Genomic DNA, 12,228 nt, shown 5'->3' with positions numbered 1-12,228 from the left:
ACCGGACAGCCGGGTGGTCGGGTGGCCGGGTGGCCGGGTGTGATCGGGCCCGGTCAGGGCCCGGTGGGGGCGTGCGCTCAGTCGTGGTGGTGCTCGTGGTGGGGCTCGGGCGTGGCCGATCGCCGTCGTTGCCGCCGCTGCCGTCGCCGCGGGTGCTGATGCTGTTCACCACCACCCTCGCGCTGGGTTCCAGGTGGGCTCGCAGGAACGCGGTGAGCTGCTGCCCGCCGACCTCGCGCGCGCTGAGGGCGCAGAGGCGCTCGGTGCTGGTGTAGCCGCCCGCACTGTCAAGGCCCGGGTTCGGTAGAGGGCGTCAAGCAACGCTCAGCCGGTGATCATCATGGGGTGGTCGGCGAAGCGGGCTTCGTACTCGGCAGGCGGGACCATCCCGAGCTCGCCGTGCAGGCGGCGGTGGTTGTACCAGTCCACGTTCCCCCACTTCGTGGGAGGTGCCCCCATCCGCCACCGCGATCTCCACGTCGTCGATGCCTCGCCAGGGACCCTCGCGACCGGGCAGGTGGGGGTTGCGGATGCACTCGGCCTTGAAGAGGGAGTTGAACGCCTCCGCCATCGCGTTATCGTAGGGATCGCCGGTGGATCCCACTGAGGCGACCGCGCCTTCGGCTGCCAGGCGCTCGCCGTAGCGAACCGCGACGTACTGAACTCCTTTGTCGCTGTGGTGCGTCAACCCCCTCAGGTCCACGCCCTCACGCCGGCGGGCCCAGAACGCCATCTGCAGCGCATCCAGAGCCAGTTCGGTGCGCAGGTGGGTGGCGACCTGCCAGCCCACCACGCGTCGGGTGCAGACATCGGTGACGAACGCGACGTACACCCAGCCCGAACACGTGCGGACGTAGGTGATGTCGGCGACCCAGAGGCGGTCCGGGCGTTCGGCGCTGAACCTGCGCTGCACCAGGTCCGGCCGGTGATCGGGCGGAGCCGCAACCGTGGTCCGCGGAGGCTTGCCGCTGCGGCGCAGCCCGTGCAGCCCAGCTGAGCACATCAACCTCTCCACGGTGCACCGCGCGATGCGGGTCGGCTCCTCGCCTGGATCAGCGCGCTGGGCGCGGCGGTGGTTGATCGCGGCGTGCAGCTTCCTGGACCCGTACACGCGCAGGTTCTGGGCTGGGGGTACCACCCGCGTGCGGGGGGAGCACCTCGTCGATCTCGACCAGGGCGGCTCGGTCGCTGAGCGCACGGGCCGAGCGAGGACGACAGCGGGCGGCGTAGTAGGTGCTGGGGGCGATCTGCAGCTCACGGCAGATCGGCTCGACTCCCAGCTCCTGCTTGTTGCTGTCGATGAACTCGACGCTCAGCGCGATGGGCGGTCGAGCTCCGCCGCGAAGAAAGCCGACGCGCGACGCAAGATTTCGTTGGCTGGACGAAGCTCACGCACTTCCTTCTCCAGCTCTGCCAGCCGCTGCGCGTCGGACGTCGTGGTGCCGGGCCGGTCGCCGGATGGGGGTACCTCCCGCGTGCGGGGGACGACCTCGGCCTGGGCGACGCAGTTGCGCAGGGTCTCGGCGTTGATGCCGAGCTGGCCGGCGATCCGCTTGACCGCGCCGGTTCTGGTGGCCGGGTCGCGGCGGGCCTCGAGTGCCAGGCGGATCGCGCGCTCACGCAGCTCGTCGGGATACTTCCTGGGTGCTGCCATGGAGGCCATCATCCTCTCGGAGGCGTCGGTTGCAGGTCTCCATCAGACCCTGGCTCTGACACACCGCGAAGCGCGGTGCCGATCGGGGCGCGGGTGCCGTCGGGCAGGGTCAGGGTGGACGTTGCCTCGTCCCAGGTGGTGCCGTGCGGCCAGAGGGCGGGGTGGGTGCCGATGCTCAGGCAGCCGTGGCGCTGGCCCTGTTCGCCGTGCACCGAGGCGGTGGCGCTGGTGGTGCGGGTGGTGTGCCAGGTCAGCAGGGGCCCGTGCACGGACCAGGACGCGGTGGGCCTGGCGGGTGCGGTGCCCGGGGCGCTGCCCGGGTCACTGCGCGGGTCATTGCCCGGTGCGCTGATCGGGCCACTGTCCGGCGCTGGGGGCACCGGCTGCGCTCGTGGCGGCAGGACCGGATCGCCCAGTTCAACTGGATCGCCCGGATCGCCTCCGCCCGGGACACCGGGCCACGGACGAATCATTAGCGTCAGCACGCCCACGGCCAGGCTCAGCACCAGAAGGACGCGGGTGCCGCCGTGCGTAATGCGCATCCGTGTACTTGCCCAGCGGTGAGAGCTGCAGCGGTGGGACCTTCGTTCTGGCTGTCCGCGCGTTCGCGGTGGCGTCGATGAGCGCGACTACCGGCCGTGGTGACCGGCCCGGTGGGCGGCTGTGCTGAGCGGGCGTGGTGCTCGCTGCTTGTGCTCGGCGGGCGGCCTGGAGCTGGGTGAGTCGCAGGACCGCCCGCCGACGCTGCATCCAAGTGCAGAGCAGCAGCTGCTGGCGGCGCCACCCGGGGCCAAGCGGATCGATCCGGACCCTTTCGGTGCGCGGCTCGACGCCGCGGTCGTACCGCTGGGGCAGCGTTGCAGCCGTGCTGCTGGTTGCCGCAGACCGCTGGGCCTTGGGCGAGGTCATACCGGCGCCCGGCGAGGAGGCGCGCGGCGAGGAGGTGCCTTGGCAGGGGGATGGACCGAGCGGTGCAGCCCGCACGCCGCCGAGGTGCCGCGGTACCGGACCAGTGCGCGGGCCGGTGCGCGGGCCGGTGCGCGGGCCGGTGCGCGGGCCGGTGCGCGGACCAGTACCCGGCGCAGTGCCCGGGTCAGTGCCCGGGTCAGTGCACCGGGCAGCACCGGGCAGGTCGAGCGTCAGCTGATCCGCTGGGCCAGGGAGACGATGATGCCCTCCGGTCCGCGCACGTACGCCATCCGCCAGGTGCCCTGGTGCTCACCCACGCCGCCGACCAGGCCGTAGCCGTCCACGGCCAGCCGCTGCACGAGCGCGTCGAGGTCGTCGACCTCGAAGGCCACGTTGCGCAGGCCCAGTTCGGTGGCCATCGCGGTGGGCGATCCGACCTGGTGATCGGGCCGCACGAAGCTGGACAGCTCCAGCAGGGTGCCGCCCTGGGGTGCGGCGAGCACGACGATGCGGGTGCGTGAGCCGGGGACGCCGATGACGGTGTCCAGGAAGTCGCCCTGGACGTCCATCGGACCACCCTGCACCTGCAGGCCCAGGGTGAGGAAGAAGGAGGTGACGCGCTCGAGGTCGGCGACGGTGATGCCGACGTGGTCGAAGCGCTGGATCGCTGGCACGGGGGGTCCTCTCCGGTGCTCATGGTGTGCTCGGCGTGCCGGGTGCTCGTGGTGTGCTTCTCGTGCCGGCCCGCGCGGCCGGCTGTCACCGCCGACCGTCACCGACGACCGTCACCAGTGGTGATCGGTGGCGGTTGAGGGTGTTCGGCGCCGCTCAGCCGTCGTGGGCGTCCTGCCGGTGGACCGGATCGGTGCCGTCGGGGTCGCTGACGTCGAACACCGCCGGCACGCCCTGCCAGTGCAGCACCGCCTCGTCGTGCAGCACCACCCCGGCGTACGCGCCAGGTGGGCGTGCGCGGCACCGGCGTCGGGTGTGCCCAGCCGCACCGCCATCGGCAGCGGGTTGCCGGTGGGCAGCAGCACCAGGCGGGCCTGCGAGCCGGGTGACCACCTCGAGCTCCGGACCCCTGGCTGCACCTGCTCGTCGCGGCGCACGCGGCGCGCGTGGCAGCCGAGCACACCGGTGCAGCAGGCCGGTGCCGCGTCCTGGTCGGTCACCGGCAGCGCCGTGCTGAGCACCCTGGTCGTCATCGTCATGTCAGCTCAGACAGCCGGGGAAGCAGAAGTCACCGGTGGGGCAGCGCGGTGCTCGGTGACGGTCTGGACGTCCCGCCGGGGTGCCGGGGTGTTCAACCGCGTGCTGCTTCCCACCGTGAGCAGTTGCCATCGACGTGGCGAGCGCCACTGCGCCGGGTGAGCATCGCGGTGTGGGAGCCGACCGCGCGGAGATCGTCGCCGTCTACGAGCGCTACCTGGCGTGCTGCAACGAGCACCGCTTGGAGGACCTGGGCGACTTCGTCGCCGAGCACGTCAGCGGCTCCGGTCCCGTGGACGGGCTGGCCGCCTACGTCGAGGGCGTGCGGGCCGTGGTCGTGGGTTTCCCCGACTGGCGCTGGCAGCTGCAGCACCTGCTCGTGCAGGACGACACGATCGCGGCGCGGTTGATCGGGCGGGGCACGCACACCGGGCCCTTCAGCGGCACCGCGCCCACCGGGCGCTGGATCAGCGTGCAGGAGCTGGTGGTGTACCGGATCGCCGAGGGCAGGATCGTGCAGTGCTGGGGGGACCTCTTCCCCGTGGTGCGCGACGCCCTGAGGAGCCCTGCGGAGGCGACCTGACCCGAGCGCTCTGCTCGTGGTCGAGTGCTGCTCGCCTCGCCTCGAGCGCCGGTCGCGGCTGCCGCCTGTGCGTCGGTGGCCTATCGGCTTGGGTGCCGGGGTGCCGGGGTGCCGGGGTGCCGGGGTGCCGGGGTGTCAGTGGATCGTGAGATGTGGCGGTGCCCGCCGCAACACGGTGAGGGTGGCCCGTGCGGATACGCTGCCTTAGTGAGCCCCGCCGCCAAGTCCTCGCTGCGCGCACTGGGCTCGATCGAGCTGCAGACGCGCCGTGAGCTCATCCACGCCCGCCTGCGCCAGGCGATCAGCGCCGGCGACCTGGCCCCGGGCACCCACCTGGCGGAGGTGGACCTCAGCGAGGCGCTCGGCGTCAGCCGCGGCACGCTGCGCGAGGCGCTGCGCCAGCTGCAGCAGGAGGGCCTGCTGGTGCCCGACGCGCGCGGGCGGCTGTCGGTGCGCGTGGTCAGCGAGCGCGAGGTGGAGGAGATCTTCGCCGTCCGGCACGCGCTGGAGAGCCTGGCGCTGGAGCTGATCTGCGCGCGCGAGGACCGCGCCGCGGTGGTGGCCCAGGTGCGCGCGCAGCTGGAGAGCCTGCGCGAGGCGGAGGGCGACTTCACCGCCCAGCTGGACGCGGACCTGGCCTTCCACGAGCGCGTGTGCGAGCTGAGCGGCAACGCCACGCTGCTGCACAGCTGGCGCTCGGTCAGCGGCCTGGCTCGCGCGGCGATCACGGCGGCCGGGCCGCAGACGGCGCTGCACAACATGGCCTACCAGCGCCACGCGCCGATCGCGGACTACCTGCAGGCCGGCGATGCCGCCGGCGGGCGCGAGTTCCTGCGCACCCACATGCACGACGCCGCCCGGCGCATCGAGCAGCGCATGCGCCAGCGCGCTGAGCCCGCCACGCGCTGAGCCCGCCACGCGCTGAGCCTGCCGTCGGCTGAGCCCGAGCGCCGGCTGGTGGGCGGGTGGTGCGGTGCGTGGCCGCGTGAAGCCTGCGGCAGGTCACGCGACGACCCACTCAGACGACCCGCTCACGTGACCGCGAGCACACCTGCTCACGCGATCGCTCGATCACCCGCTGCTCGGACCACCCGGTCCCGGCCCTGGCCGCCCGTGCCCTCAACCGGCGGGCTTGACACGCCTGTGTGACCTCGTGCCACAGTACCGCTGTCCTACTGTCAACAGTAAGACAGCACGGTCCAGTGCGGGACCGTCCACCGTCGAAGGAGATGGCAGTGAGCACAGGCAACGCCCGGGTCCTGGGGACCGAGCACAAGAAGCGCGTGGCCATCGGCAGCGCCGTGGGCACCACCGTGGAGAACTACGACTTCATCGGCTACGGCACCGCCGCCGCGCTGTACTTCGGCGACGCGTTCTTCCCCGACAGCGACCCCACCACCGCGCTGCTGCTCTCCTTCGGCACCCTGGGCATCGGATTCGCCGCCCGCCCGCTGGGCGGCATCATCGGCGGCTACCTCGGCGACAAGATCGGCCGCCGGCCCGTCCTGATCGCCTCGCTGCTCATCATGGGCGTGTCCACCGTGCTCATCGGCGCCCTGCCCACCTACGAGACCGTGGGCATCCTGGCCCCGATCCTGCTGGTCACCGTGCGCGTCGTCCAGGGCCTGGCCTTCGGCGCGGAGTGGGGCGGGGCGATCCTGATGACCTACGAGCACGCCCCCTGGAGGAGCAAGGGCGCCTACACCGCCATCCCGCAGGCCGGCTTCCCCCTGGGCCTGCTGCTGGCCAACCTCGCCTTCCTGGCCAGCGCGAGCCTGCCCGGCAACTGGGCCTGGCGCGTGCCGTTCCTGCTCAGCTCCATCCTCATCGGGGCGGGGATGTACATCCGCCTGAAGGTCGAGGAGTCCCCGGACTTCGAGGACGCCAAGCACAGCGGGCAGCTGGTGAAGAACCCGCTGGTGCAGGTCGTGCGCCAGGACTGGCGCAACCTGGTGCGCGCCTTCGGCCTGCGCATCGCCGAGACCGCCGGCTACGCGGTCTCCATCTCCTTCGTGACCTCTTACGTGCACGACAACGACCTGGCCGAGCGCCCGCAGACCATCCTGGCGATCGTCGTCGCCGCCCTGATCGGCTTCCCCGCCACGCTGCTGTGGGGCCGCCTGACCGACCGCATCGGCCGCAAGCCGGTGTACGCCTTCGGCACCACGCTGATGCTCCTGTTCGGCATCCCGATGTTCCTCATGCTCAACACCGGCCGGTTCGGCCTCATCATCGCGGTGTTCGTCATCGCCTTCGTGCTCTGCCAGAACTCCCTGGCCGGTGCGCAGGGCGCGTGGTTCGCCGAGCTGTTCTCTACCGCCACGCGCTCCTCGGGCGCCTCGCTGGCCTACCAGCTGGCCGCGGTGGTCTCCGGGTTCACCGCCTTCTGGGCCGTGGCGCTGCACGAGGCCTACGGCTGGATGGGCCCGGCGGTGCTGTTCATGGTCTACGGCGCCATCGGCCTGGCCGCCACGGTGCTCACGCCGGAGACCCACGGCACCGCCCGCCGCGCCGAGGTCGAGCGCGTCGCCGCCGCCTCCACCGCGGTCCCCGCGCTGTGAGGCAGCGCCCGCCGCTCTGACGCACCACCTCCTGTCCTCGCGCACCACCCGCTGTTCTCGCGCACCACCCGCACCCCACCCCGGCCCCAGAAGAGGATCGACATGAGCTACCAGACCGGCATCGGCCAGCGCACCGCCGTGGTCACCGGCGCGGCCTCCCCGCGCGGCATCGGCTTCGCCACCGCCCACCGCTTCGCCGCCGAGGGCTGGGCCGTGGCCCTGCTCGACGTCGACGCCGCCGGCGCGGAAGCGGCCGCCGACAAGATCGCCAGCGAGTTCGGCACCCCCGCCCTCGGCCTGGGCGCCGACGTCACCGACGCCGACTCCCTGGCCCGCTGCGTGCACGCCATCGCCGCCTCGCAGCTGCCCGTGGTGGGTGCGCTGGCCAACATCGCCGGCGTCGCCTCCCCGGTGCCGTTCCTGGAGGTGGACATCGCGGAGTGGAACCGCGTGATCGGCGTGAACCTCACCGGGACCTTCCTGGCCTGCCAGGCCTTCCTGCCGCAGATGATCGACGGCGGCTACGGGCGCATCGTGAACATGTCCTCCGTCTCCGCCCAGCAGGGCGGGGGAGTGTTCTCCAAGACCCCCTACTCCGCGGCCAAGGCCGGGGTGCTGGGCCTGACGCGCTCGCTGGCGCGGGAGGTGGCCCCGCACGGCATCACCGTCAACGCCCTCAGCCCCGGCGTGGTGGACACCGACATCCGCGCCGGCGCCACCGACGCGGCCAACGAGGCGCGCCTGGCCGCGGCGGTGCCGCTGGGCCGGCAGGGCACCCCCGAGGACATGGCCGCCCTGATCGTCTTCCTGAGCAGCAAGGACGCCGCCTACCTGACGGGCACCACGCAGAACATCAACGGCGGCTCCTACATCGCCTGAGCGGCCCGCCCCACCCACCTGCACGAGCGTTCCGGACGGAGCACCCATGAACGAGACGACCTCGGCGGTAGCAGCGGCACCGGCGGCACCGGCGCTGAGCATGAGCACCCCCGAGCAGGGGGCGGCCCGGCGCGTGGGCATCTCCACCATCACCTTCCGCTTCCGCCCCCTGCACGAGGCGCTGGCCCTGATCGCGGCCACGGGTGCGGTGGAGGTGGACCTGGGCGCCATCCCGGCCGTGACCGACCACGTGCCGGTGCCCTTCACCGGCGATGCGCAGGCCTACCTCGCCGCCCTGGCGCGGCACGGCCTGCGCGCCGGGGCGGTCAACGCCGACGTCGGCCCGCTGAACGACCCCGCGCTGGGCCAGGCGGCGCTGACGGCCACGGTGCGCCCGCTGGTGGCGCTGGCCGCGGCGACCGGCGGCGCGCTGATCGTGCCCTGCGGCGGCCCGTCGTGGCAGGCGTACGTGGACGAGGAGGTGGACCTGGACCGCACCGTGGCCAACCTGCGCCTGATCTCGCGCCTGTGCGCGCAGCAGGGGGTGCGCCTGCTGGTGGAGGTGCTGCACCACCGCCGCTGGGTGCACGACGTGGCCCGCGCCGACCGCGTCCTGCAGGCCCTGGGCCCGCAGGAGATCGGTCTGCTGCTGGACACCTCGCACGTGGTCGCCTCCGGTGACGACGTGGTCGCCTGGGCGGCGCGGCAGGTCCACCGCGTGGAGCGGGTGCACCTGCGCGATGCGGTGCCCGGCGACCTCAACCTCGGCATCGGGCGCGGGCGGGTGGACTTCCGCGGCGTGCTCACCGCGCTGGAGGCCGGCGGCTTCAGCGGCACCTACGTGCTGGAGCTGGAGACCCACGACATCGCGGAGGAGGAGCGCGAGGCCGACGCGCAGCGCTCCTTCGACGAGGTCGTCGCCCTGCTGGCCGAGGTCGCCCCGGGCTGAGCGAGGCCCTGACCCCACCCGCGCCCGCACGGCACCGCGACGAGCGCGGGTGCAGACCTGGAGCCCGGTGAGGGCGAGGGCGTGGGGTGAGGGCGTGGGGTGAGGGCGTGGGGGCGCTCTCGTACGATCGAAGCTCCCGCCCCGGAGGTCCGCATGTCGCTCGAGCAGCTGTCCAGCCTGGATCGCAGCACGCTGCGCGAGCGGGCGCTGGCCGCGCTGCGCTCGGCGGTGACCTCCGGGCAGTACCGCCCCGGTGACCACCTGGGTGAGGTGGACCTGGCCGAACGGCTCGGTGTCAGCCGCGGGACCGTCCGCGAGGCGCTGCGCCACCTGCAGCAGGAGGGGCTGGTCAGCCCCGGCGCGCGGGGGATGCTGCGCGTGCGGGCGCTGTCGGTGACCGAGGTCGCCGAGCTGTTCCGCGTGCGCGCAGCGCTCGAGGGCCTGGCCGTCGCGGAGATCATCGCCCGGCCCGACCGGCAGGTGGCGGTGCAGCAGCTGCGCGCGGCGCTGGCCGCGCTGGCCGGTGCCGGCGACGACTTCGGCACCCGGCTGCGGGCGGACCTGGGTTTCCACCTGCTGCTGTGCCAGCTCTCGGGCAACTCGATGCTCGTGGACAGCTGGCGCCACCTCGAAGGACGCATGCAGGTGACGGTGATGAGCCTGGACCCGCCCAGCTGGGGCGCGATGACCTCCGAGGACCGGCACGCCCCCATCGTCGACGCCCTCGAGCGCGCAGACGTCAGCGCCGCCGTCGCCGTGGTGCACGAGCACATGCGGCGCGCTGCCGAGCAGTACGCCGACGTGCACTCCCGCTGACCCCTGCTCCCGCTGACCCCTGCTCCCGCTGACCCCTGCTCCCGCTGACCCCTGCTCCCCCTGGTCCGTCCTCCCGCCGAGCTGTCCGCGGCCGACGCCCGCGCCGGTGGCGCCCGCTACCGGCCGGCGGGCGCGGGGTGGCCAAGCGCGGGGTGGTGGAGCGCGATCCCCTGGAGGTGAGGGGTCGGCGCCGTTGACAGCCCGAGGCGGGTCCCGCATCATCAACTGATGTTGAGTGTTAACACTCGACATTGCGACCGCAGGATCGATCGATGGAGATCACCATGACGGAACAGCACGCGCCGGCCGCAGGCGCCGACCGCTCGGGCAGCGCCCGGCACCCCGTGCAGGGCACCGAGGCGCGAAAGCGCGTCGCGGTCGGCTCCTCGATCGGGGCGACGATCGAGACCTACGACTTCATCGGCTTCGGCACCGCCGCGGCGCTGTACTTCAACGACGCCTTCTTCCCCTCCAGCGATCCGCTCTCGGGCACCCTGCTCTCCTTCGCCACCTTGGGCATCGGCTTCGCGGTGCGCCCGCTGGGGGGCGTGGTGGGCGGGTACTTGGGCGATCGCATCGGGCGCAAACCCGTCCTGGTCGCCTCCTTGCTGCTGATGGGCATCGCCACCGTCTGCATCGGCCTGCTGCCCACCTACGCGCAGGTGGGCGTGTGGGCCGGCGTGCTGCTGGTCGCCGTGCGCATCGTGCAGGGCCTGGCGTTCGGGGCCGAGTGGGGCGGGGCGATCCTGATGACCTTCGAGCACGCCCCCTGGCGAAGGAAGGGCCTGTACACCGGCATCACCCAGGCCGGCTTCCCGCTGGGGCTGCTGCTGGCCAACGCCGCCTTCCTGCTCAGCGTGCCCCTGCCCGGCTCCTGGGCCTGGCGGGTGCCGTTCCTGCTCAGCGCGGTGCTGATCGTCGTGGGCATCGTCATCCGCCTGAAGGTCGAGGAGTCCCCGGAGTTCACCGAGCTGAAGGAGGAGGGGCAGGTCGCCAAGAACCCCCTCAAGGACGTGCTGCGCGAGGACTGGCGCAACGTGGTGCGCGCCTTCTTCCTGCGCGTGGCCGAGACGGCCGGCTACGCGGTCTCGGTGACCTTCGTGCTGACCTACCTCAGCCGCGAGGAGCTCGCCGACCGCACGCTGAGCCTGACCGCCCTGATGACCGCCGCCGCCCTGGGCATCATCGCCACCACCGCCTGGGGCGCGCTGACCGACCGCGTCGGGCGCCGCCCGGTCTACCTGCTCGGCACCGCCATCACGCTGCTGTGGGGCGTCCCGCTGTTCCTGCTGCTCAACACCGGCGCCGCCGTGGCGATCGTGCTGGCCTTCGTCGTCAGCTACGCCGTGTGCCAGAACTGCCTCGCCGGTGTGCAGGGTGCCTGGTTCTCCGAGCTGTTCGCCACGCGCACCCGCACCTCCGGCGCCTCGCTGGCGTACCAGCTCTCCGCGGTCGTCTCCGGCTTCACCCCCCTGATCGTCACCGCGCTGTACGCCTCCACCGGCTGGGTCGGACCCGCGCTGCTGTTCAGCGCCTACGGCCTGTGCGGGCTGCTGGCGGCCCTGCTCACCCGCGAGACGTGGGGGCCGGCCCAGCGCGAGCACGCCGCCGCCGCCGAGGCCGGCGCCCGGGCCGCCGCCCGCGCCGGCTCGCGCGTGTGAACGCCGGCGAGCACCCGGGCAGCACCCGCGCAGCACCCGGGAGGCACCTGCGCGCCGGTGCCCGCCCGCCCGGGTCACCGACCCCCCACGCTTTCCGCACCACCGAAGGAGAAGCATGAGCACCACGCACCAGGCGCCACCGCGCCCCGGCACGCGCCCCGGCACCGAGCAGACCGCTCGTGTCGAGCGGCTGCAGCAGGCGGCGCACCGCATCCGCCGCCACGCCCTGGACATGGGGCAGGTGCAGGGGCAGGGCTACATCGGGCAGGCCCTGGGCATCGCCGACGTCCTGGCGGTCGCCTACCGCGACCAGCTGCGCCACCGCCCCGAGGAGCCGCACTGGCCCGGGCGCGACCGCTTCCTGCTTTCCATCGGCCACTACGCCATCGCCCTGTACGCCGCGCTCGCCGAGGCCGGGACCATCGACGTCAGCGAGCTGGAGACCTACGGCTCCGACGACTCCCGACTGCCGATGTCCGCGATGGCCTCGTACACCCCCGGCATGGAGATCTCCGGCGGCTCCCTGGGCCACGGCCTGGGCGTGGCCACCGGCATGGCGCTGGGCCTGCGCCTGCAGGGCAACCCCGCCCGGGTGTTCAACCTCCTCTCCGACGGCGAGCTGGACGAGGGCTCCACCTGGGAGGCGGCGATGTCCTGCGCCCACCACGGCCTGGACAACGTCACCGCCATCGTCGACGTCAACGCCCTGCAGGCCGACGGCCCCACCGCCGGGGTGCTGCGCACCGAACCCGTCACCGACAAGTGGCGCGCCTTCGGCTGGCACGTGCTGCGCGTGGACGGCAACGACGTCGGTGCCCTCATCGACGCCTTCGACGAGCTGGCCGCCCACCGCGGCTCGCCCAAGGTGCTCATCTGCGACACCCGCGTCGGGCGCGGGGTGCCCATGTTCGAGCAGCGCGAGAAGGCGCACTTCCTGCGCGTGGAGGAGCACGAGTGGGACCTGGCCCGAACCCAGCTGGACGAAGGGAGGGCGTCGTGAGCGCCAC

The 12,228-nt window shown here is 73.0% G+C and carries 9 protein-coding genes, 1 pseudogene and 1 other annotated feature; of the genes and pseudogenes, 8 read left to right on the top strand and 2 right to left on the bottom strand.

From position 1 onward, the window contains the following. Positions 1-324: 324 nt before the first annotated feature. Positions 325-1,654: pseudogene (locus ACRYR7_RS00930) on the bottom strand (IS3 family transposase). After that, positions 1,239-1,352: a sequence feature (AL1L pseudoknot), on the bottom strand. (Overlaps the previous pseudogene by 114 nt.) Before the next feature lie 1,139 nt (positions 1,655-2,793). Next, a complete protein-coding gene (locus ACRYR7_RS00925) occupies positions 2,794-3,237 on the bottom strand; it encodes a VOC family protein (RefSeq protein ID WP_432570185.1) in 444 nt (147 codons plus the stop codon). Positions 3,238-3,944: 707 nt separating this feature from the next. On the opposite strand from ACRYR7_RS00925, the gene ACRYR7_RS00920 reads away from it, so the two are divergent. The 8 genes from ACRYR7_RS00920 (at position 3,945) to ACRYR7_RS00885 (ending at position 12,221) form a co-directional block, all read left to right on the top strand. Next, positions 3,945-4,355, top strand: coding sequence for an ester cyclase (locus ACRYR7_RS00920; RefSeq protein ID WP_432570184.1), 411 nt, complete (start codon positions 3,945-3,947; stop codon positions 4,353-4,355). A 207-nt stretch (positions 4,356-4,562) separates the two neighbouring features. Next, on the top strand, positions 4,563-5,264 hold the full coding sequence (locus ACRYR7_RS00915; RefSeq protein ID WP_432570183.1) for a GntR family transcriptional regulator: 702 nt from the start codon (positions 4,563-4,565) through the stop codon (positions 5,262-5,264). 320 nt (positions 5,265-5,584) lie between these two features. Next, positions 5,585-6,916, top strand: coding sequence for an MFS transporter (locus ACRYR7_RS00910; protein ID WP_432570182.1), 1,332 nt, complete (start codon positions 5,585-5,587; stop codon positions 6,914-6,916). A gap of 102 nt (positions 6,917-7,018) precedes the next feature. Next, positions 7,019-7,795: an SDR family NAD(P)-dependent oxidoreductase gene (locus tag ACRYR7_RS00905; protein ID WP_432570181.1), complete on the top strand. Its 777-nt coding sequence runs from the start codon at positions 7,019-7,021 to the stop codon at positions 7,793-7,795. 46 nt (positions 7,796-7,841) lie between these two features. Beyond that, a complete protein-coding gene (locus tag ACRYR7_RS00900; protein WP_432570180.1) occupies positions 7,842-8,744 on the top strand; it encodes a sugar phosphate isomerase/epimerase family protein in 903 nt (300 codons plus the stop codon). A gap of 153 nt (positions 8,745-8,897) precedes the next feature. After that, a complete protein-coding gene (locus ACRYR7_RS00895; RefSeq protein WP_432570179.1) occupies positions 8,898-9,560 on the top strand; it encodes a GntR family transcriptional regulator in 663 nt (220 codons plus the stop codon). A gap of 284 nt (positions 9,561-9,844) precedes the next feature. Continuing rightward, entirely contained in the window at positions 9,845-11,221 is a 1,377-nt protein-coding gene (locus ACRYR7_RS00890) for an MFS transporter (protein WP_432570178.1), read from the top strand. 232 nt (positions 11,222-11,453) lie between these two features. Then, complete coding sequence (locus ACRYR7_RS00885) at positions 11,454-12,221, top strand: transketolase (protein WP_432570199.1); 768 nt, start codon at positions 11,454-11,456, stop codon at positions 12,219-12,221. The last annotated feature ends 7 nt before the right edge of the window (positions 12,222-12,228 follow it).

This window comes from Kineococcus gurbantunggutensis (assembly GCF_050871925.1).
In the GTDB taxonomy this organism is placed as follows: Bacteria; Actinomycetota; Actinomycetes; order Actinomycetales; family Kineococcaceae; genus Kineococcus.
The sequence above is the reverse complement of the archived record's forward strand: the minus strand, read 5'-3'. Positions and strand labels throughout refer to the sequence as shown.